This is a genomic window from Sporosarcina sp. P37 (assembly GCF_002109365.1).
Lineage (GTDB): Bacteria > Bacillota > Bacilli > Bacillales_A > Planococcaceae > Sporosarcina.
Window position 1 is genome coordinate 2523491 of the sequence record NZ_CP015349.1, and the last position, 21664, is coordinate 2545154.

19 protein-coding genes are annotated in these 21664 nt (G+C 43.4%); 13 read left to right on the forward strand and 6 right to left on the reverse strand.

What is annotated here, in order from left to right:
- Positions 1-70: 70 nt before the first annotated feature.
- From SporoP37_RS12730 to SporoP37_RS12740, 3 genes are all read right to left on the reverse strand, one after another.
- Positions 71-1483, reverse strand: coding sequence for a tetratricopeptide repeat-containing diguanylate cyclase (locus SporoP37_RS12730; protein WP_085431144.1), 1413 nt, complete (start codon positions 1481-1483; stop codon positions 71-73).
- Between the two features lie 243 nt (positions 1484-1726).
- Complete coding sequence (locus SporoP37_RS12735) at positions 1727-2026, reverse strand: hypothetical protein (protein ID WP_081244019.1); 300 nt, start codon at positions 2024-2026, stop codon at positions 1727-1729.
- Positions 2027-2117: 91 nt separating this feature from the next.
- Entirely contained in the window at positions 2118-2594 is a 477-nt protein-coding gene (locus tag SporoP37_RS12740; RefSeq protein ID WP_081244020.1) for a VanZ family protein, read from the reverse strand.
- A 374-nt stretch (positions 2595-2968) separates the two neighbouring features.
- Here SporoP37_RS12740 and SporoP37_RS12745 point away from each other — a divergent pair, with 374 nt between their 5' ends.
- A complete protein-coding gene (locus tag SporoP37_RS12745; protein WP_158233590.1) occupies positions 2969-5470 on the forward strand; it encodes an S-layer homology domain-containing protein in 2502 nt (833 codons plus the stop codon).
- A 144-nt stretch (positions 5471-5614) separates the two neighbouring features.
- Positions 5615-7174 carry an FMN-binding glutamate synthase family protein gene (locus SporoP37_RS12750; protein ID WP_081244022.1) on the forward strand — a complete coding sequence of 520 codons (1560 nt, stop codon included), beginning with the start codon at positions 5615-5617 and terminating at the stop codon, positions 7172-7174.
- A gap of 40 nt (positions 7175-7214) precedes the next feature.
- Here the strand turns inward: SporoP37_RS12750 and SporoP37_RS12755 are convergent, their stop codons facing one another.
- Complete coding sequence (locus SporoP37_RS12755; protein WP_081244023.1) at positions 7215-7898, reverse strand: C40 family peptidase; 684 nt, start codon at positions 7896-7898, stop codon at positions 7215-7217.
- A 184-nt stretch (positions 7899-8082) separates the two neighbouring features.
- Entirely contained in the window at positions 8083-8736 is a 654-nt protein-coding gene (locus SporoP37_RS12760) for a YflT domain-containing protein (protein WP_081244024.1), read from the reverse strand.
- A gap of 492 nt (positions 8737-9228) precedes the next feature.
- On the opposite strand from SporoP37_RS12760, the gene SporoP37_RS12765 reads away from it, so the two are divergent.
- From SporoP37_RS12765 to SporoP37_RS12780, 4 genes are all read left to right on the forward strand, one after another.
- Positions 9229-9636 (forward strand): cation transporter dimerization domain-containing protein, encoded by a 408-nt coding sequence (locus tag SporoP37_RS12765; RefSeq protein ID WP_081244028.1) that lies wholly within the window; start codon positions 9229-9231, stop codon positions 9634-9636.
- 127 nt (positions 9637-9763) lie between these two features.
- Positions 9764-10348, forward strand: coding sequence for a TetR/AcrR family transcriptional regulator (locus SporoP37_RS12770; protein WP_081244029.1), 585 nt, complete (start codon positions 9764-9766; stop codon positions 10346-10348).
- 84 nt (positions 10349-10432) lie between these two features.
- The gene (locus tag SporoP37_RS12775) at positions 10433-10819 is read left to right on the forward strand and encodes a DMT family transporter (protein ID WP_085431146.1); all 387 of its coding nucleotides are present in this window, start codon (positions 10433-10435) and stop codon (positions 10817-10819) included.
- Positions 10782-11096 (forward strand): DMT family transporter, encoded by a 315-nt coding sequence (locus SporoP37_RS12780; protein ID WP_085431147.1) that lies wholly within the window; start codon positions 10782-10784, stop codon positions 11094-11096. Before SporoP37_RS12775 ends, SporoP37_RS12780 begins: the two co-directional genes overlap by 38 nt.
- Before the next feature lie 99 nt (positions 11097-11195).
- Here SporoP37_RS12780 and sda read toward each other — a convergent pair whose 3' ends face one another.
- A complete protein-coding gene (gene sda / locus SporoP37_RS12785) occupies positions 11196-11333 on the reverse strand; it encodes a sporulation histidine kinase inhibitor Sda (RefSeq protein ID WP_081244032.1) in 138 nt (45 codons plus the stop codon).
- 732 nt (positions 11334-12065) lie between these two features.
- Between sda and ilvD the strand changes: the two genes are divergently transcribed.
- The 7 genes from ilvD (at position 12066) to leuC (ending at position 21659) form a co-directional block, all read left to right on the forward strand.
- The gene (gene ilvD, locus SporoP37_RS12790; protein WP_081244033.1) at positions 12066-13733 is read left to right on the forward strand and encodes a dihydroxy-acid dehydratase; all 1668 of its coding nucleotides are present in this window, start codon (positions 12066-12068) and stop codon (positions 13731-13733) included.
- Between the two features lie 353 nt (positions 13734-14086).
- Positions 14087-15832: a biosynthetic-type acetolactate synthase large subunit gene (gene ilvB, locus SporoP37_RS12795; RefSeq protein WP_081244034.1), complete on the forward strand. Its 1746-nt coding sequence runs from the start codon at positions 14087-14089 to the stop codon at positions 15830-15832.
- Entirely contained in the window at positions 15829-16347 is a 519-nt protein-coding gene (gene ilvN / locus SporoP37_RS12800) for an acetolactate synthase small subunit (protein ID WP_081244035.1), read from the forward strand. The genes ilvB and ilvN overlap by 4 nt, the downstream gene beginning before the upstream one ends.
- Positions 16348-16373: 26 nt before the next feature.
- Positions 16374-17408, forward strand: coding sequence for a ketol-acid reductoisomerase (gene ilvC / locus SporoP37_RS12805; protein WP_081244036.1), 1035 nt, complete (start codon positions 16374-16376; stop codon positions 17406-17408).
- The gene (locus tag SporoP37_RS12810) at positions 17395-18936 is read left to right on the forward strand and encodes a 2-isopropylmalate synthase (RefSeq protein WP_085431148.1); all 1542 of its coding nucleotides are present in this window, start codon (positions 17395-17397) and stop codon (positions 18934-18936) included. Before ilvC ends, SporoP37_RS12810 begins: the two co-directional genes overlap by 14 nt.
- A gap of 68 nt (positions 18937-19004) precedes the next feature.
- Entirely contained in the window at positions 19005-20105 is a 1101-nt protein-coding gene (gene leuB / locus SporoP37_RS12815; protein WP_081244038.1) for a 3-isopropylmalate dehydrogenase, read from the forward strand.
- Between the two features lie 141 nt (positions 20106-20246).
- On the forward strand, positions 20247-21659 hold the full coding sequence (gene leuC / locus SporoP37_RS12820) for a 3-isopropylmalate dehydratase large subunit (protein WP_085431149.1): 1413 nt from the start codon (positions 20247-20249) through the stop codon (positions 21657-21659).
- Positions 21660-21664: the final 5 nt, after the last annotated feature.

Here is a 21664-nt window from a genome sequence, read left to right on the forward strand (position 1 = left end):
AGCTCCATGCCGTGTCAGTCTTTTTTTAATAGAAAAAACATGAAGTCCTCAGAAGGATTTCATGTTTTGATTAGATGAAGGATACGACTTGATTTTTACCGTTTTTCTTTGCCTGATATAGTGCGAGGTCAGCCAAGTGGAATAAATCTTTGAAAGTATACACTTCCCGCATCATATTATCGCTGAGTCCAACGCTGATCGTGACAGGTGAAGGCAGCTCTTTGCAGTCAAGAGATAGATTTTTTATTTTATTTGCGAGCAGCCCTGCTTTTTTCTTCGCATTCTCTAAAGTGATATCTTTCATGACTAATACAAATTCATCTCCGCCAAAACGGCCGAGCACATCATTTTTTCTAATTTCATTGCTGCAGATGTGCGCAACAAACTTAATCGCTTCGTCTCCGGCCAGATGACCGAATGTATCGTTAATGAACTTTAGATTATCAATATCAATGGCTATGCAAACGATGGATTCTTTCGTCTCCGCTGCCTCAAGCAGCCATGCATTGGCCGCTTCTTCTAAATACTTACGATTATAGACGCCCGTCAGATAATCAATATGCTCACTGGTTTTGCTTGAAGAGTTCTGCAGACGAATTTGTAATTCTAAGGCCGCTTTCACCCAATGACTGTCCTCGAGTTCATGCAGCAGATCGATATATTCTTTTTGGATTACTGCCAGCTCATCGAAGTTACAGATAGTTTCGGCCAGTGTGATTCGTTTTTGCTGAATGTCTTTCAGCAGCGAATAATCTTGTAATTGCTCTTCTATTTCTTTCGCAGCCGTATAATAATGAAAAGCTTTCGGCAAATCGCCCGATAATTCATGGATTCTCGCTTTGAGAATTTTTAAAGTAGTCTTCTCACGGGGGAAATTGTCCATAGCGGATAACTGATCTGCATATTCGATGCTGCGTGCGGCCAGATCAGACTGGCTTAGATTGATGGCGGCTTCAGCTAAATGTAAATGTGCGCGTATAAACAGTATAGTTCTGTCCACTTCATCTTCACCAGCGTAAAACACCGCCAGTTGTGCAAATTTCAGCGCTTCTTCATATTGCTCTTTTTTATTAAACAGATGGCTCAGATTGCTGTATGCCATTGTGACATACGGGTAATTCTCTGTTTCAAGAGCAATCTTCAGCATATCTTCCAATAGCTTCTGTCCTTTATCAAAATCCATTGCAAAAGAACAGACAAAGTACTGTAAATAATACGAACGCATCCAGTCGGATTTGCTGCCATAAAGTAAACATTGTGAATGATGCTCTTCAATATGAAACAGAACCTTTGCAAAGTCTCCTGTATAGTAATGAGTAACTGCACAAATATAATGTGCCGACAGAACAGCATCTTTATCGGAAAATACAAGCCCTTTATTCAACAGGTTCTCTGCCTGGCTGATTACTAATGTATATTCTCCATTATTTCGCAATTGATTGATCGTACGGTATATCGTTGACAACTCTTCCCGGCGTTTCATAACATCCCTCCTTCAAAATAGGCATAATCAGCAACAGTAATAGTTCAAAGGATTTATTTCGGTCAGTCTTTTGTGTAACTCTATTATACCATTAAAAAGTAAAATAAATGCCTGTCTATTTGTGAAATTCATGAAATTCCTGTCGCTGGCTTGCTTGCTCATAGTTTTTATTACCCTATCAAACAAAAGTATAAACGTCCTATTTTAAAGACAGATGAAGGGGGCAGAAGATGCAGTTTCTGTTTACACAGATTGTATTTGTTTGAATAATGAAATGAAATGCGCGGGTTCTTCCACGACCTCAAAAGCAAAAACACCCTCGCGCGTATGAAGATAAAATAGTCCCGTCTGACCCGAAAATGGGCGGTAGGACAAATCAAATACATGCTCCAGAAGGAATGTTCTTGAAGAGGTAGTGATCCGGTTATGAAATAAAGAGATGGAATGATAAGATTTTTGATAACTTTGTTCCAAGCGGTCCACAACGCGCTGAATAGAGACATAACGCAGGCTTAGGATCAGCTCGTCGTCAGAATGATTCATTGTATGCCCTCCTGTTTCGTAATATCTTACCACACAGTCATACAGCGATAAAAAGATTAGGATTACTATAACCCTGAATGATTCTATTGAACTAATGCTTCCGCATACGACGGATCAAACGGAATGCTGAAAAAATCAGCAAAAACGTCACCGCTCCTGCCGTATCCAAATAAACATCCTGCATAGTAGCTGTTCTTCCGCCCGTGAAGTATTGATGAAGTTCATCAGTGCATGCCAGCAGGAATGTCAAACCCGCAGCGAATAGTAAACGGCCGTTTCTTTTCGGCAGCAGCCAGTAAATAACGAGTGCTAAAAAGCCGAAAGTGAAAAAGTGAGCAGCCTTTCGTATGAGGAATTCTACAAAATGATAATAGCCCCTTTCTTCAATGGAAATGTTTCGGTTCCAATAGGTGAATTCTAGTCCTGAAAGAACGGTTTTGCCCGGCTCACCCGGGAGAAGTTCCTGCAGAGTTGAAATGAGGGATTGCTGTTCATAGGTTTGGCTGGATGATACCGCCAGTCCGACTACAAGTACTATAAGTAAAAGAAACCCAAATAATTTTTTCATATGGGGATTGTATCATGAAAATACTTTCGCCACGCTTAATTAGACGCAGCATATTTGAATTTCATTTTGACATCATCCGGTCACATAGTTGTAACTGCTGTGTAATGTCCGGGTTATATACTATTCAATGGGAGTGAGTGCCACATTTTGTGGATTCTCTCCTGTTATTTCCATTACCAAAAGTGGAAAGGTATGCTAGTATTTAATCGGGCAACTAGTAATCACTCTTTTTAAGATCCTTGTCATCTATTGATAATCTTCATGATTAGCATAGCGGAAATAGGGTATTAGAAAAGGAGAGCGATTCAACCCGTTGCTCACGCATTCAACCAGCGGTAATGCCAGTACAAGAATTCAAAGGAGGAACTATTTTTATGAAATCAACAACGAAGAACTACAAGAAGTATCTGACAGGTGTAGCATCTGCTGCATTAGTAGCATCAGCGGTGGCACCAGTTGTCAGTGCGGCTGACTTTACTGACGTATTAGAAAACAACTCGCACAAGGAAGCAATTGATGCACTTTCAGCAGCGGGAGTTATTTCAGGTTATCCTGACGGTTCTTTCAAACCGAATAAAACGTTAACACGTTCCGACGTGGTAAAATTGATGGGGAAATGGCTTGTGTCAATGGGATACACAATTCCAACAGATTATAAAACGAACCCCCGTTTTACAGACCTGACAGAAAAATCTAATGACGAACTCTTGCAGTCTGCTGCAATTGTTAAAGATAATAACGTATTCAGAGGATATGAAGACGGATCATTGAAAGCTGCCGGCTCAATCACACGTGAAAACATGGCGATTGTGCTAGTGCGTGCATATGACGCTGTGAATAAAACAGATCTTCTTTCATATGTGAAAGAACAAGAGTTTGACAGAGATGTAGTAGATCTGACGAAAGCAAAAGCAGAAGCACGTCCATCTATTGATGTACTCGACTTCTTCGATATCACAAACCCTGCTGCACCAAACTTCAGACCGAAAGAAACAACAACGCGTGCACAGTTTGCTTCATTCCTTTACAAAACGTCTAAAGTGGAATTGACAGAAACTCCGGAAGCACCGGAAGTAGCTGAAATTACATCAGTTCAGGCAATCAGTGACAAACAGGTGGAGCTGACGGGCAAAAACTTACAGGTGCTAAAAGCTGATCAGCTGAGCATCGAAGACAACGAACTGGCGTCTTTCAAAGCCAACGAAGATGGAACGAAAGCGACGCTTGAACTAAAAAACGAACTGACGTCGGGTAAAGAAGTAACACTTACCGTGACGACAAAAGCAGAAAATGAAGGAGAAGAAGATACAGTTACTCCTTACAAATTCACGTATGAGCTGAAAGTCGAAAAAGTTACTGCGACTACTACGCAAGTGAATGCTAATACTGCTGATCAGAAATTAGCATTTGACGTAGACGGTAAACCGGCAGATATGAAGAAGCTGAAAGATGCTGGCTATACGGTAGAATTCCAGTCTACTAATACGGCTGTATTTTCGGAACAAGCGACAGGCACGTTGAAAGCTCTTGCTCCGAATACAAAGTTCTCATACAAAGTGGTAGTAACGAATAAAGACGGGAAAGCTGTTGAATCGGATCTGGTAGATGTGAATGTAGTAGATTTCGGCAATACATTTGCTGAAATCAGTGAAGTAGAAGTAACCCAAGCCGGGACAAAGGTCGAAAGTGGAAAGATTTCACTTGAAGATGGAGAAGCGGTAGTAAAAGTTACGAAAGCTGTTACATTAAACGGTGTAACAAAGTCAAATCCAGCTGCAACATACACATCTTCCAACCCAAGTGTAGCAACAGTTACTTCTGATGGTAAAGTGACGCCAATCAGTACGGGTGATGTAAATATCGTAGCCAAAGTAGGCGATGTAACGAAAAATGTTAAGCTTACAGTTGGTGTTGGCAAGCGTGTAGCAACTAGCGCGACACTTTCAGCTACAGATTCTAAATTAATTGTAGGTGCAAAACAGGATGTAACTGTAACAGTGAAAGATCAATACAATGATCTATTTAATGGAGAATTAACTGTAACTTCGGCAGATACTGAAATTGCAACTGCAGCTGTATCAGCGTCTGAAGAAGGTGTTGCAACAGTGAATGTAGAAGCAGTTAAAGCTGGAACAACAACTATCGCAGTGAAGTCGGGTGATACTGTTCTAGGGAACATCGCAGTATCTGTGTCAGATGACAAGGAAGTGGCTGCCAGAAAATTTGAAACTGTATCAGCTGCTGATGATTTAACGATTGATTCAATCGCGGGTTCTAAAGATGCGACAGTTCAACTGGCATGGAAACAATTTAATAGTCAAGGATATTTCATTGAAAATGACAAAATCCTACAGGCTCAATACAATGTAATTTCTTCTAATGAAAATGTTGCAACAGTGGCAAAGGATGGTAACGGTATTGTCACTGTTAAAGCAGTAAAAGCAGGAACTGCGGATGTTCAAATTAAAGAAGGAAATATTGTAAGAGCTACTGCTACGATTACAGTAGTAAATTCGACTCCAACGATCTCATCTGTAGATTTTGAAGACACTAAAGTTGTCACTTCTCCTACAATTGATCAGCAAGTACTGAAATCGGAAGGTATTAAGTTAACATCAACTGAATTCGTACCAGGCATTGATGAAGAAGGAAATATCTTTATCACTAACAATAACAAAACAATTAACTTGGGAACAGTTGCTAAGAGTTACTCAGGCAATGCAACTGATATTACTGGCCTTAAATTAGAGGGTGGTAAAATTACGGGTACTGCCAAGCCGGGTGCTCAAGGCACAATCGTAGTGAGCGTGAAAAAAGAAGGTCAATCTACTCCGGTTGGCACTAAATCAATTGAAGTAAACGTACCGTCAAACTAATCATTCACCCAGAATCACAATAAAACCAGCACTATCCAAGCCTCATTCCTTGAACGTCTTCAAGGAATGGGGCTTTTTACGTTTAGTCGGTCAGTTATCGGGGGTACAGGTAGAGTACAGACAATTTGGAAGGAGCGGGTGTTTATGAGTTGGTTTGACGGGATTAATTTTACAACATCATTAGTTGTGCTTATTATATTGATTATCCCGATCAGTATTGGAATCTTTTTATACTTTTTCGACCGCGGTCAGAAACAGCATTCGATATTGCGCAATTATCCTATATTGGGACGTGTGCGCTATATGTTCGAGAAGGCGGGTCCCGAAGTTAGACAGTACTTATATAACGATGATAACAGCGGCAAACCGTTCAGCAGGGAAGAGTATTTACATATGGTTATGCCGGGGAAGTATTTGAACAGCGTCATCGGTTTTGGCTCCAAGCGGGATTTTCAGGAACCGGGGCATTATATCCGCAATGCCATGTTCACGAAACAAAATGATGAAATGCGCGTGGACAACGATAATTTGTTACAAACGATGCGCTATGAAGTAGACGCGGATAACCTATTTTCCCGAAAAGAACATCGCGAGGAAGTGACGACGCTGCCGTGGCTTCTGCCAGAAGAGGACGCGATTGTATTGGGGCCGCATTGTGAACAGCCGTTTGTAGTGCGCAGTTTAGTCGGGCAGTCCGGAATGAGTTATGGCGCACTGGGTGATCATGCGATTACTGCACTGTCAAAAGGCATCGGGATGGCGCAGGGAGCCTGGATGAATACGGGAGAGGGCGGCGTGTCTGATCATCATTTGGCTGGAGGAGCAGATATTATTGCGCAAATCGGTTCAGGGTTATTTGGATTTCGGACAGAAGACGGGCAGTTTGATATTGAAAAAGTGAAAGAGAAATCGAAAATAGCACAAATTAAAGCATTTGAAATTAAGTTGGCGCAAGGGGCAAAAATGCGCGGCGGACATGTGGAAGGTGAAAAGGTAACGGAAGAGATCGCAGCAATCCGTAATGTGACGCCGTATACGTCCATTAACAGTCCGAACCGTTTCAATCAATTTGATGATTATCCGTCATTATTTTCATTCATTGAAGATATTCGGCATGCAGGAGGCAAGCCAGTCGGCATCAAAATTGTCATCGGCGGAAAGCAGGATGCAGAAGAACTGGCTTCGTATATGGCGGAATCGGGGATGGGGCCAGACTTCATCTCACTGGACGGTGCAGAAGGCGGATCAGGTGCGACCTACCAGGACTTGGCGGACAGTGTAGGATTACCGCTTCGCTCAGCGCTTATTCTGTTGGATGATGCACTGCGGAAGTATGAAGTGCGAGACAATGTGAAAATTATTGCGTCCGGAAAAATTATCACACCAGATAAAGCGGCCATCGCACTTGCTTTAGGTGCGGATTTGATTCAAATTGCCCGCGGCTTCATGATTTCCGTCGGCTGTATCATGGCGGAGCGCTGTCATACGAATACATGCCCGGCCGGTGTGGCAACGACGGACAAGAATTTACAGCGGGCGCTTGTCGTAGAGGAGAAAAAATTCCGTGTCACTAACTATATTCTGACAATGCGTGAAGGCCTGTTCCGTGTGGCCGCTGCAGCGGGACTTGACTCACCGACGAAATTTGAGAGGCATCATGTCATCTATAAAGACGAGCAAGGCCGAATACATTCAGTCGAATAAAAAAAGAACCCGATCACATTTCATCGGGTTCTTTTCATGCTTATAATCTTCTGTAGCTGTTAAATTTAGATTTCCAATAAGGGTTGTTCAGGCTGACAACTTCCGCTTTTTTACCGCCGGCATGTACGAATTTATTATTGCCCACATAGATTCCTACGTGAGAAATGCCTTTGCGGTATGTGTTGTGGAAGAACACCAGATCACCAGGCCGAGGGGATTTAACTTTAGATGATTGTTTAAATTGGCCGGTCGTCGTTCTTGCAACAGATTTCCCATTTTTCTTAAATGAATACTGGATAAATCCGCTGCAGTCAAAGCCTCTTGTCGTTGTGCCGCCAAAGCGGTAAGGAATTCCGCGCAGCTTCATTGCAGTTTTTACCACACCAGATCCTCCGCCTTTTACTGGTGCTGCGGCTGCTACGGCTTTACCTGTAGATCTTTTTAGCAGTGTGCTCAGTACATATCCTTTTTTGCCGTTAATCTTTACTTTATACCACAACTGTTTGCCCGCGCGCTTTTGATGTGTAAGTTGAACACGAGTCCCTTTTTTCAGCGTGAAAACTTTTCTATGTTTTGTTCCCGCATCTGCACGAACATTTGTATTGTAAACTGTTATGTATGTGCCGCTTTTCGCTGTAGCTTTACTTGCAGCATCAGCAGTGCCTCCGGTGAAGCCCATAAACATGGCTGATGCCATCAAAATTGAACACAAAAACTTCTTCATGTATGACTCTCCTCCAAAATATTGTATCTCTCTCTAGCTGCAAGATACATACTACACGACAAACAGAGGGCCAAACATTACGTTCATATTAAGAAGGGGTTACAGGAAGCGCTGTTTGTAAAGAGATTGTAACAATGTAAAACCAGCTCCCAATAAGTAAAGGGGGAGCTGGTATAGTCGCTGATTAATGCCTCGCAGAAGAAGGGGGTTCATCATCAGTTATGGAATCGGATAGTACCGGATCTTCTGTTGCGGACGTAATGTCGTCCGATGCAACAGTCTCCGCCTGATTGGCTGAAGTCCGCATTTCTGGATGTGCAGAATTTTGCAATGGTTCATATCCTCCATAAGAAGGTTCCATGTCTTCTGCGTTCTTTGCTTTTGAAACGGTATCGTCGATCAAGGGATCAGCCGTCCGTCTGGGATCAGAAACAGGTTTAGATGCGCTTGGAGACAGGCCGTCTGTATAAAAAGGTTCATCTTTTGAGTACACACTGAATGCCCAGCCTTCATCTACGTACAGCAGCATACCGCCATGCTGAACTTCCTCGTAATAACGGTCCACCTGTATCGTATCCATCCCTACGCCGTACATCATTTGCTTGACGTGATTTTCTCCGGTGAGAAATCCAATGAACCGGTCCGTCCATGTGTCGTAAGCAGAATGCACATCTGCAGCGGTACGGCTGCGCAGCATGGCTACATCCGTTTCGTTTTTAGCAATTACATAAATATTATCATCAAGATAGCCGGTTTCTTTCAGTTCTTCTATCTTGTCCAGAAGGTCAGCATCATTATAATATACGCCAATAAATGTCTTGTTGTTGATTTCGTCCATTTGTTTAGCCTCCTTCTATGCAGTTGGTATACTTACCATACCCATTTACTAGGATGCAAAAACCTGCAGCCGCCAGAGAAAAGGAAAGAAGTTTCAGCAGGGGCACTTGCTTTTCACGCATGGGAAACTTAGATAATAAAAAACCGTCGACCCATCCAATTTCAGAATAGGTCAACGGTTCGGCAATCGTCAGCTGAATCAGTTTCGTATCGGCACCATTTGTTCCCCGACTTTGTTTCCCGCTTTGTCATACGCTATGAAAACAGCGTTGCCGCGCAGCCTTCCATGACAAGGGCGCGAACGAGTATTGCGACTGCCTGTGCACGTGTACCCGGATTATCCGGTTTAAATCAATCAGGAGTCACTCCTGTAATAATTCCTTTAGCTATATAATTAACTAAGATGCATAGTCTGTTATCGAAATCTTTGTCAGCGTTTTACATATATGATAGGATACGCAATATAGTTAACAACAGAAAGGGCCGGTTTATCATGAAAAAAAGACACATATTGGCACCGCTGAGTTTATCACTTCTATTATTGGGAGCATGTAACGCGGATACTGAAAAAGAAGCAGATAAAGAACAAACCGAACCAGCTGAAAATGAAGTCAGAGAACCTGTAGATAAATCTGACACAACGACTAATAATGATGAGCTGAAGGAAGAGTTCGATAAAGAGGAAGGCGTATCTGAAGCGAGTCTGATCATTACAGAGGATGCGGGGGGCTTCGTCTTGCTGGACTTTGAAGTATCGGCGGACATGGAAAAAGAAGAAGCTGAAAAAATCGTTAAGCGTTTCAGCGAGCGACTTGAAAAAGAGTATCCTGAGCATAGTATTGATATTCAAGCCCGTAAAAGTGGAGAAACATTCGTACAGGAAACAAAAGAAGCGAAGTAATTATATTAGTGCATGCTGTCCTTTCAGAGGGCAGCATTTTTCATTCATAAACCCATACGGCAATTTGTCGGAGAAGAATGAATACGATATACTATTAATGACCTATAAATAGAGAGTGGGAACTTTATTGGGAAAAAAAACAGCGATTATACACTCAGCGATAGAAGTGTTTAAAGAGCAGGGAATTGAAAAAACAAAAATCTCGGACATCGTTAAGCGAGCAGGGATAGCACAGGGGACATTTTATTTATACTTTCCATCGAAGCTGTCGCTCATGCCGGCCATTGCGGAAGTGATGGTGGCGAAAACGATGGAAATAGTCAAGCGTACCGTAGATGATCACGCACCATATCCGAAGCAGTTCGAACAGATGGTGGACGCAATATACGAAGTAAATAAAGAATATTACGAAATATTGGCGGTTATTTATTCTGGCCTTGCTTCTACTGAACATATTCGGGAGTGGGAATCCGTCTATGCGCCTTTTTACGAATGGGTCAGTGAAAAGCTGGAAGCAGCAAAAGAAGAAGGAGCCATTCGTCAGTCCGTCAAACCTGACCGCACAGCAAAACTTCTTATCGGTCTGATTGAATCAACAGCGGAGCAAGTATTTCTTTACGCCCAGCATGATGAAAGTGAAGCGGATCGGCAGAAAGAAGAAGTGCTTGAATTTTTATCCTATGCGCTGCAATTTACAGATCCAGTAAGCTAACATAGCTAAATGTTAGCTTTTATGATAAAATGAATGACAGTCAGTCAAAGTTATGGCTATAGAAATGAATTAGGAGCGGATAGTATGAATAAAGCGTGGCTATATGTTGCATTAACCAGCTTTTTCGAGTTAGTTTGGATTTTTGGTTTCAATACAGCGAGTCAATGGTGGCATTGGGTGTTCATCGTTGGTTTTATACTAGTAGATTTTCATTACCTGACAAAAGCCTGTGAAAGTCTTCCGACGGGCACTGTCTACGCAATATTTGCAGGTATCGGAACAATCGGCACTTCCTTAATGGATGTCATGTTCTTCGGGGAACATATCAGTTTAGGAAAAGTCTTTTTCATCATCGTCCTCGTTTTAGGGGTTGCAGGATTAAAAGCCGCAGATGGAATAGATGAAAAGAAAGCGCTGAAAGGAGTGAAGGATAATGGGGTGGATACTGGTCTTCTTGGCAGCACTAAGTGAGTTTATCGGAGTCATTGGATTAAAGAAGTTCAGTGACAACAAAACATTGACAAGCGGTGTATTGTATTACGGAGGATTTGCTGCCGCTTTCTGCTTCCTCTACAATTCCTTCAAGTTCTTGCAAGTGAGTACCGCTTATGCAGTCTGGATCGGTGTAGGTACAGCAGGCGCGGTTATCATCAATATGCTGTTCTTTGGTGAATCAAAAAGCGTCGGCAGAATATTCAGCCTGGCTTTGATCGTCATCGGCGTGGTAGGACTCAAAGCGTTATCATAATAACTAATCCTTCTATATATAGAAGGAAAACAGATTACAAAATAAAAAATGGACATGCCCTCTGACTGAAGGCATGTCCATTTTATTGTATCCGAAAGATCAGCTACTGAGTTTTATCGATTCCAAGGCACGTTTCTGTATCTCACGTTCTAGCATTTGGATAAACTCATGGCTTAAACGGAGCTTTTGAGCTTGCTGGTATGAATAGAGCAACAATTGATCCGATAAATGCAACACAGTAGGACAGCCTCCTTTTGGATGAATAATGTAATCAGTCTGCGACCTCTCTCTAGCTGTTATCTAATACAATACCAGGAGAACGCAAAAAGAACAAGCGTTCGAGATATCCACAATGCCAGTGGGTAAGCTGTGGGCAATTTGTGAATTGTTTACAAAAAGCGATACAATACGCGGTGTATAATGTGTACAGAGTTATAAACAGAAATGAAAATGTCGAAAGTTGTCGAAAGATTCTTATCATAAAGGCAGTTCGGCAACATATATTTGAATGTTGCTGTTACATAATTTGCCCGTAAGCAGTAAAGATTAAGCGACGAAAAATGAATGAATAGGCGGGAGGGGCTGGCGACAGGAAAGAGCTGGCGGAAATTCTCTATGGGGCAATCCAAAAGAAGACGTTCTGATTTCAGGCAGCAAAACGGGAAAGAACTTTGGCTTGGACGAGTTATATAATGAAGAAGACAAATAAAATCCAAAAAAATATGTTAGATTTCGATATGCAATATATCGCGCTATACTGCATTTGTAAGCGTATTCAGTGGTTTTAAATTAGTCACAATTGACGAAAAACTTTTAAAATACAGTTGACCTTTATTCGTATACGAGATATGATAACAACAATCTAGTTCATAGCTGTGAAACTTTTCACTGGCTGTTCAGAATATTCAACTGAATGCAATTGATTTAATTAGCAATTGATTCGTTCAATTAGTTTAGGAGAGATTGCAAATGAGAAGTGACATGATTAAAAAAGGAATCGATCGTGCACCGCACCGTAGTTTACTATATGCAGCTGGTGTTAAAACGAAAGATATGAACAAACCATTTATTGGAGTGTGTAACTCCTATATAGATATTATTCCGGGACATATGCACCTGAATAAGTTCGCGGAAGTGGTCAAGGAAGCGATTTGGGAAGCAGGCGGCGTACCTTTCGAGTTCAACACGATTGGTGTCGATGACGGAATTGCAATGGGCCACATCGGCATGCGTTATTCACTGCCAAGCCGGGAACTGATTGCTGACTCGGCAGAAACCGTTATTAACGCACACTGGTTTGACGGAGTCTTCTATATACCGAACTGTGACAAAATCACACCGGGTATGCTGATGGCGGCAGTTCGTACAAACGTACCTTCAGTCTTTGTATCAGGCGGACCGATGGAAGCAGGGGTTTCCGAAACGGGAGAAGTACTCTCATTAACATCTGTCTTTGAAGGTGTCGGAGCGTATAAGAGCGGGAACATGACAGCGGAGGCATTGCTGGACATTGAACAGAATGCCTGCCCATCATGCGGATCGTGTTCAGGAATGTTCACTGCGAACTCCATGAACTCTCTGATGGAAATGCTCGGCATGGCACTTCCGGGAAATGCGACAATTCTCGCAACATCCGATGAGCGTCACAAGCTGATCAAAGATGCAGTAAAGCACTTGATGAACTGCATCGAAAAAGATATTAAGCCGCGGGATATCATTACAAAAGAAACAATCGATGATGCATTCGCACTTGATATGGCTATGGGCGGTTCGACTAACACAGTCCTTCATACGCTGGCCATCGCACACGAAGCAGAAATTGATTACAATATTGAAGATGTCAACGAAGTGGCAAAACGTGTGCCTTATCTGTCCAAGATCATGCCGGCTTCCGATTATTCTATGCATGATGTACATTTAGCCGGCGGTGTAAGCGCAATTGTCAATGAATTGTGTAAAATTGACGGTGCCATCCATAAAGATCGAATGACGATCACAGGCAAGACGATAGCAGAAGATGTAGCAGGACATGAAATTACAAATACCGACGTGATTCGCACAAAAGATGATCCATACAGTCCGGTAGGCGGCTTGTCTATTCTATTTGGAAATATTGCACCTGATGGTTCCGTCATTAAAGTTGGAGCGGTTGATCCGTCAATCAAAGACTTTAGAGGCGAAGCAATTGTTTTTGAATCACAGGAAGAAGCACAGGAAAACATTGATAATGGAACCGTCCAGGCAGGTCATGTAGTCGTAATCCGATATGAAGGACCTAAAGGCGGACCTGGTATGCCGGAAATGCTTGCACCAACATCTGCTATTATGGGCAGAGGGCTAGGTAAAGAAGTTGCGTTAATTACCGACGGACGCTTCTCTGGTGCTTCACGGGGCATCTCGATCGGGCACATCTCACCTGAAGCTGCAGACGGCGGACCGATTGCACTGGTTGAGAATGGAGATATTATCGAAATCGACCTGACGAACCGGACGATTGAATTATTAGTTTCAGATGAAGTACTTGCAGAAAGACGCCATGCGCTGAAACCATTTGAACCGAAAATTAAAAAAGGGTATCTTGGCAGATATTCAAAATTAGTTACTTCAGCCAGTACAGGCGGAGTCATGAAAATTTAATATACAAAACGTTGATGAGGTTAAAGCAGACAGAAACTTGTATTCACAGAGAGCCGGTAGCGCTGGAAGCCGGCAGTACAACTGTTTGCGACATCCCCTCGGAGTGGACTGCTAAAAGGTATACCGATTAGGCAGTCCCGGGCTTGAAATTAGGGCTCGTTAGCAATGAGAGAACAGGTCTCGGCCCGTTCTTTCATAAGGTGACAGACGTCACGAACTAGGGTGGTACCATGAAAGCTTTTTCATCCCTATGTAAAGAAACTAGAATTCTTTGCGTGGGATGAGAGGGCTTTTTTTTAGGAGAAAATGTCAATGGCCATTATATAGATGAAAATTGTAAGGAGGAGTTCAGTATGAGTGCTGAAGTACAAGAAATGCAGACTGCAGCTATGCCGAAGGAACAATCCAAGACCAAACCCGCAGATGGTTCTGCAATTTTAATTCAATCGCTTAAAGAACAAAATGTTGAAATAATCTTTGGATATCCTGGAGGTGCCGTTCTTCCAATTTATGATGCGCTATATAACGATCCGATTCCGCACGTATTAGCACGTCATGAACAAGGCGCTATCCATGCGGCGGAAGGATATGCACGGGTATCCAGAAAAACTGGCGTTGTTATTGCCACATCCGGACCGGGTGCAACGAACTTAGTGACGGGAATCACTGATGCCATGATGGACTCTCTGCCATTAGTTGTTATAACCGGCCAAGTGGCAAGCACAGTCATTGGATCGGATGCGTTCCAGGAAGCGGATATTATCGGTATTACACAGCCTATTACCAAACATAACTATCAAGTGCAAAGCGTGTCGGACATCCCGCGCATCATGCGTGAAGCATTCCATATTGCTTCCACTGGAAGACCGGGGCCGGTTGTTGTCGATATTCCGAAAAACGTCGCAACAGATATCTTTGTTCCTGTCGAAAAAGAAGACAAAGAAGTGAATTTGCCTGGATATCAGCCAACGACTACACCTAATTATCTGCAAATTCAAAAAGCTGCAAAAGCTCTGTCAAGTGCAAAAAAACCAATGATCCTTGCGGGAGCAGGTGTACTGCATGCAGGCGGTACAGCGGAGCTGAAAGAACTTGTCGAAACACATCGTATTCCGGTTGTTAATACGCTGCTTGGCTTAGGCACAATCCATGGCGATCATGAATTATTCTTCGGAATGGCAGGAATGCACGGAACAGCTACTGCAAACTATGGATTGAGTGAATGTGATGTCCTGTTGAACGTCGGCGCTCGTTTTGACGACCGTCTGACAGGCAATCTGGAATCATTCCTTCCTAATGCACGCGTGATCCATGTGGATATAGATCCAGCTGAAATTGGAAAGAACGTCCCAACTGAAATCCCTCTTGTATCCGATGCAAAAGAAGCACTTGCTGCCTTGCTGAAAGCAGATTTTAAATCACCTGATACAGCAGAGTGGGTAGAATACTTAAAGGGATTGGATGCACAATATCCGCTTTGGTATGAAACAGATGAAGATGCGCTGCTGCCGCAGCAGGCGCTTGAAATCGTCCATCGCCTGACAGAAGGGGATGCTATCGTCACTACAGATGTCGGGCAGCACCAGATGTGGACAGCACAGTACTATCGTTTCAATAATCCGGATAACTGGGTAACATCCGGCGGACTTGGAACAATGGGCTTTGGTTTCCCGGCTGCAATCGGTGCGCAGCTTGCAAGACCGAAAGATCGTGTCATTGCAGTTGTTGGAGATGCCGGTTTCCAAATGACAGCACAGGAACTTTCACTTCTTCAAGAAATGCGTCTTCCGGTCAAGGTCATCATCTTGAATAACGGTGCACTTGGCATGGTGCGCCAGTGGCAAGAAACATTCTATGAAGAACGTTACTCTCAGTCACTTGTCCCAGTGCAGCCGGACTTCATCAAACTTGCGGAAGCTTATGATCTGAAAGGGTACCGCATCAACAATTTAGAAGAAGCGGAAAAAGTATTTGCAGAGGCGCTGCTGTCTGACGAACCGGCCCTGATCGACTGCCGTGTGAAACAGCGTGAAAACGTCTATCCAATGGTGGCGCCAGGGAAAGGATTACAAGATATGATTGGAGTGAGTCCTCAGTGAAACGAATCATTACAGTAACAGTAATTAATCAGAGCGGTGTCTTAAATCGTGTAACGGGACTTCTTATGAAGCGCCAATTCAATATTGAGAGTATTACTGTAGGAGCTACAGAACAGCCGAATAGATCAAAGATGACTTTCCAAGTTCATGTAGAAGATGAAAATAAAATCGAACAACTTGTAAAACAGCTGCAGAAGCAGATTGATGTTATTACAGTGAAAGATATAACTGACAAAGCAATCGTTTTGCGTGAGCTGGCGCTTGTAAAGGTGATCTCACCTCCACAGATTCGCTCTGAAATGAACAGTATTGTAGAACCTTTCCGTCCGACTATAGTCGACTCAGGAAAGAATGTTGTAACGTACCAAGTAACGGGTGACCCAGATAAAATCGAAGCATTTATCGATTTGCTGAAACCATATGGCATCAAAGAACTAACACGAACTGGCGCAACCGCCTTTGCGCGTGATATGCAAAAAGTTCAAGCACCACAGTTATCTATTTTAAAACAGTAATTCACACACACTAGGAGGAAATTAAAATGACAAAAATGTATTACAACCAGGATATCAATGAAGGACTATTAGAAGGTAAAACAATCGCAATTATCGGGTACGGTTCACAAGGTCACGCACATGCGCGTAACTTGAAAGATTCAGGATTTAATGTAGTAGTAGGTGTTCGTCCAGGTAAATCATTCGACCAGGCAAAAGCAGACGGACTTGAAGCACTGCCTGTTAAAGAAGCGTCTGAAAAAGCAGACTTGATCATGATCTTGCTTCCTGACGAAAGACAAAAAGCAGTTTACGAAGCAGAAATCGAGCCTGCTCTTGCTAAAGGCAAGTCTTTGATTTTCGCTCACGGATTCAACGTACACTTCGGTGAAATCAAACCGCCGGCTGATGTAGATGTATTCCTTGTAGCTCCAAAAGGACCAGGACACCTGGTTCGCAGAACGTTTGAAGCAGGCGGCGGTGTTCCAGCATTGTTCGCAGTATACCAGGACGTTTCAGGCCAGGCTAAAGACGTAGCTCTTGCATATGCAAAAGGTATCGGATCTGCTCGCGGCGGAGTTTTGGAGACAACATTCGAAGAAGAGACAGTTACAGATCTTTTCGGAGAGCAAGTAGTTTTATGCGGCGGGTTAACTGCACTTGTAAAAGGCGGATTCGAAACACTTGTAGAAGCAGGATATCAGCCTGAACTTGCATACTTCGAAACATTGCACGAAGTTAAACTAATCGTTGACTTAATGTATGAAGGCGGATTAGCTGGAATGCGCTATTCTATCTCTGACACTGCAGAGTGGGGCGACTTCGTAACAGGCCCGCGCATTATCGACGCAGATACAAAAGCTCGTATGAAAGACGTTCTTACAGATATCCAATCAGGCAAGTTCGCTAAAGAATGGATTGCAGAGAACGAAAACGGCCGTCCTAAATTCAATGCGATCGAAGAAGCGGAAGCTAAGCACCAAATTGAAGAAGTTGGACAAAAACTTCGCTCTATGATGCCTTTCATTAACGAAGGAGCTAAATCAAAAGAGGAGGAAGTGGTAGCGAGTGAGAAAAATTGATATTTTCGATACAACACTTCGCGACGGTGAGCAATCTGCAGGTATTAATCTAAATACAGTAGAAAAGTTAGAGATCGCTCGTCAGCTTGAAAAACTTGGGGTGGCAGTCATTGAAGCAGGATTTCCTGCTTCATCCCCGGGTGATTTTGAAGCCGTTCAACGCATTGCCAATACAGTGAAAAATTCCACTGTTACCGGCCTGTCGAGAGCGATGAAGAGTGAGATTGACATATGCTGGGAAGCTTTACGCGGCGGCGAACAGCCGCACATCCACGTATTCTTGGCAACTTCACCAATTCATATGGAATACAAACTGAAAAAGACGCCAGATGAAGTAGTGGACATTGCAGTAGATTCAGTCAAATATGCCAAAAAGTATTTCCCGCTCGTTCAATGGTCAGCAGAAGATGCTTTCCGTTCAGAACCTGAATATCTTGTGCGTATTATCAATAAAGTGATTGAAGCAGGAGCTACAACGATCAATATTCCGGACACTGTCGGCTATGCAACACCTGCTGAATACGGTGCTCTGTTCAAGTATTTGAAAGAGAATGTAACCGGAGTAGAGAAAGTGAAGCTTTCAGCTCATTGTCACGATGACCTTGGAATGGCGGTAGCCAACTCCATTGCGGCAGTTGAAAACGGTGCAGATCAAGTGGAATGTACAATTAACGGTATCGGAGAGCGTGCGGGTAATGCTTCATTAGAAGAGATTGCTGTTGCTTTGCATATCCGGAAAGACTTTTACAACATGGAAACTGGCATCAACTTGCAGGAGATCAAACGTTCCAGCCAGCTTGTCAGCCGCTTGACAGGAGTAGTCATCCAGCCAAACAAAGCAGTCGTCGGAAAGAATGCATTTGCCCATGAATCCGGTATACATCAGGATGGCATGCTGAAGAACCGTCAGACATACGAAATTATCACCCCTGAATTAATTGGGGAAACTGATATTCCGTTAGCGCTTGGCAAACATTCAGGACGCGCAGCATTTAAAGATCGGGCAGTCACTATGGGGTTTGACCTGACTGATAACCAATTGAAGGAAGCATTTGACGATTTCAAAAAATTAGCGGACCGTAAAAAGGAAATCACAGAAGACGATTTGTTTGTTCTGTTCACAGGCCAGCAATTGTCCGACACGGATACACCGATTTACGAATTGCATAACGTGCAGGTACAATACGGAACGAATAATATTCCGACAGCTACCGTTACGGCAACCGTACCAAGCGGAGAAACAGTTACCGTGGCAACGACCGGTGCAGGTTCTGTTGAATCAATTTTCAACGCGCTGGAACTGGCGATTAAAGGTGAAGTACTCATTCTCGATTATCGTGTAACGTCGATCGGCAAGGGCCGCGATGCACTGGGAGAGGCAGTCGTCAACTTAAGCTATAACGGACTCGAGCTGAAAGGCCGTGACGTAGCGCAGGACGTATTAGAAGCGTCAGCAAAAGCTTATTTGAATGCTATCAACCGCCAGCTGGTTCGCGAACAACTGCGGAAGCAAGAATTATTAAACTAAGCATCAAAAACCAAAGGGATAGAGTATTCGATCGAGTGATACGAGATTGATCAAGGAGGAGAAGTTCTATGGAAAAGAAAGTAGCAGTGTTACCCGGTGACGGCATAGGACCCGAGGTAGTGGCAGAGGCAGTCAGAGTTTTGGAAGTGATCGGCAGACGCTTTAATCATACATTCCATACAGAATATGGATTGATTGGCGGAGCAGCAATTGATGAGAAAAATGATCCGCTTCCTAAAGAGACAATTGAGTTATGTGAATCAAGTGACGCTATTCTCCTGGGGGCAGTGGGCGGACCGAAATGGGATCAAAACCCGTCTGAACTGCGTCCGGAAAAAGGGTTGCTTGCAATACGTAAACATTTTGATCTATTTGCGAACCTTCGTCCTGTTGCAGCTGTGCCTTCTTTGATCCAGGCTTCTCCTTTAAAAGAAGAAATCGTCAAAGACGTGGACATGATGATTGTTCGGGAATTAACCGGCGGATTATACTTTGGTAAACCGAGCCGCCACACAGATCAATCAGCTGTTGACACACTTGTGTATACGCGTGAAGAAATCGAACGTATTGTCGACAAAGGTTTTGAACTGGCCCGCCTTCGTAAAGGCAAAGTAACTTCTGTGGACAAAGCGAATGTGCTCGAATCCAGTAAGCTTTGGAGAAAAATCGTTGAAGAGAAGAAAGCAGAATACCCTGATGTGGAAGTGGAACACCAGCTGGTGGACTCTGCAGCGATGAAATTAATTACGAACCCTGCATATTTCGATGTAATCATTACAGAGAATATGTTTGGAGATATTTTGAGTGATGAAGCATCCGTCATTACAGGATCACTTGGATTATTGCCTTCAGCAAGTGTCCGCGCAGACGGATTAGGATTATATGAGCCAGTGCACGGTTCAGCTCCGGATGTGGCAGGACAGGGAATCGCCAATCCGGCGGCCACAATTCTTTCAGTTGCTATGATGCTGAAGTATTCATTTGGATTGGAAACAGAAGCAGCAGCTGTTGAAAAAGCGGTTAACACTGTATTTGAAGAAGGTCACTTCACGGCAGATTTGGCTGGTAAAGACCAGCGTGCGCTGACGACAAAAGAATGGACAGATAAAATTGTGGATGAACTGGATCTTCAGTTCGTTTCCAACAGCATTATGTATTCATATATCTAAAAATTTTGACAATATAATCCCGGCCTGACTGGCATCATAGGGCATACCGAACTTGGTGAGCCCTTTGTGCACAGGGCAGACAGGGTAATGGATTAAGGGCTGAACAGATATTCTGGAAACGGCTTGGAAGGAGAAACAATTATGGCAAAAACAATTATAGAAAAAATTTGGGATCAGCATATAGTACATGAAGAAGAGGGAAAGCCGGATCTATTATACATCGATCTTCATCTGATTCATGAAGTGACATCACCGCAGGCATTTGAAGGCCTGCGTCTGGCAAACCGCAAAGTGCGAAGACCGGATCTGTGCTTTGCGACAATGGATCATAACGTTCCGACAAAAAATTTGCCGGTCATTAATGATCCGATCGCCAAAAAACAAATTACGACTCTTGAAAAAAACTGTGAAGAGTTTGGGGTACAATTGGCTGACATGGAGCACCCCGATCAGGGAATTGTGCATATTATCGGTCCTGAACTTGGATTAACACAGCCGGGAAAAACGATTGTTTGCGGTGACAGTCATACTTCTACACACGGAGCATTCGGTGCTATTGCGTTTGGTATCGGAACAAGTGAAGTAGAACACGTATTGTCCACACAAACACTTTGGCAAAGCAAACCAAAAACAATGGAAATCCGTGTAACGGGAAAGATTGGCTTTGGAGTGACAGCTAAAGACATAATTCTTGCGATTATTTCAAAGTTTGGAATCGGTGTCGGAACAGGTCATATCGTCGAATATACAGGCGAAGCAATTCGTGCACTGTCAATGGAAGAACGAATGACGATTTGTAATATGTCCATCGAAGCAGGAGCGAAAGCTGGTTTGATCGGTCCTGATGAAACAACAATTAACTACTTGCGCGGACGCCGTTATGCTCCTCAGGGTGAAGAATTTGAAGCTGCGGCTGAACGCTGGCTTGCGCTAAACACGGACGAAGGCGCAAAGTTTGATCAGGTGCTTGAAATCGATGCAGAGGAAATCGAGCCTTTCGTTACATGGGGAACGAACCCATCCATGGGATCCGGTATATCGGCAAGTATCCCTACGTCTGCGGATTATACTTCCGAAACAGATAAATCAGCACTTCGCGCGGCGCTGGAATACATGGGTCTTAAAGAAGGAATGCCGCTGACAGATATAGAAATTCAGCATGCATTCATTGGTTCATGTACAAACGCACGTCTGAGCGATTTGGAAGCGGCAGCAAGTGTCGTAAAAGGCAAACATGTACATCCTTCCGTGACGGCAATTGTCGTTCCTGGTTCACGTACTGTAAAAAAACAGGCAGAAGATATCGGTCTTGATAAAATCTTCATTGATGCAGGCTTTGAGTGGAGAGAATCAGGATGCAGTATGTGTTTAGCAATGAACGACGACGTGGTGCCTGCGGGTGAACGCTGTGCATCCACATCCAACCGAAACTTTGAAGGACGCCAAGGTGCGGGTTCACGTACACATCTAGTCAGCCCATCCATGGCCGCAGCGGCAGCAATTGCCGGACATTTCGTAGACGTCCGTAAAATCCAGACCGCTGTGCATAATTAAGGAGG

What these genes read in the sequence shown, in the direction of transcription:
- SporoP37_RS12730 (WP_085431144.1), bottom strand. Translation starts at nt 1,483, where the DNA reads ATGAAACGCCGGGAAGAGTTGTCAACGATATACCGTACGATCAATCAA.
- SporoP37_RS12750 (WP_081244022.1), top strand. Translation starts at nt 5,615, where the DNA reads ATGAGTTGGTTTGACGGGATTAATTTTACAACATCATTAGTTGTGCTT.
- SporoP37_RS12760 (WP_081244024.1), bottom strand. Translation starts at nt 8,736, where the DNA reads ATGGACGAAATCAACAACAAGACATTTATTGGCGTATATTATAATGAT.
- ilvB (WP_081244034.1), top strand. Translation starts at nt 14,087, where the DNA reads ATGAGTGCTGAAGTACAAGAAATGCAGACTGCAGCTATGCCGAAGGAA.
- ilvD (WP_081244033.1), top strand. Translation starts at nt 12,066, where the DNA reads ATGAGAAGTGACATGATTAAAAAAGGAATCGATCGTGCACCGCACCGT.
- SporoP37_RS12775 (WP_085431146.1), top strand. Translation starts at nt 10,433, where the DNA reads ATGAATAAAGCGTGGCTATATGTTGCATTAACCAGCTTTTTCGAGTTA.
- SporoP37_RS12745 (WP_158233590.1), top strand. Translation starts at nt 2,969, where the DNA reads ATGAAATCAACAACGAAGAACTACAAGAAGTATCTGACAGGTGTAGCA.
- SporoP37_RS12735 (WP_081244019.1), bottom strand. Translation starts at nt 2,026, where the DNA reads ATGAATCATTCTGACGACGAGCTGATCCTAAGCCTGCGTTATGTCTCT.
- SporoP37_RS12755 (WP_081244023.1), bottom strand. Translation starts at nt 7,898, where the DNA reads ATGAAGAAGTTTTTGTGTTCAATTTTGATGGCATCAGCCATGTTTATG.
- ilvC (WP_081244036.1), top strand. Translation starts at nt 16,374, where the DNA reads ATGACAAAAATGTATTACAACCAGGATATCAATGAAGGACTATTAGAA.
- leuB (WP_081244038.1), top strand. Translation starts at nt 19,005, where the DNA reads ATGGAAAAGAAAGTAGCAGTGTTACCCGGTGACGGCATAGGACCCGAG.
- SporoP37_RS12780 (WP_085431147.1), top strand. Translation starts at nt 10,782, where the DNA reads ATGGGGTGGATACTGGTCTTCTTGGCAGCACTAAGTGAGTTTATCGGA.
- SporoP37_RS12740 (WP_081244020.1), bottom strand. Translation starts at nt 2,594, where the DNA reads ATGAAAAAATTATTTGGGTTTCTTTTACTTATAGTACTTGTAGTCGGA.
- SporoP37_RS12765 (WP_081244028.1), top strand. Translation starts at nt 9,229, where the DNA reads ATGAAAAAAAGACACATATTGGCACCGCTGAGTTTATCACTTCTATTA.
- leuC (WP_085431149.1), top strand. Translation starts at nt 20,247, where the DNA reads ATGGCAAAAACAATTATAGAAAAAATTTGGGATCAGCATATAGTACAT.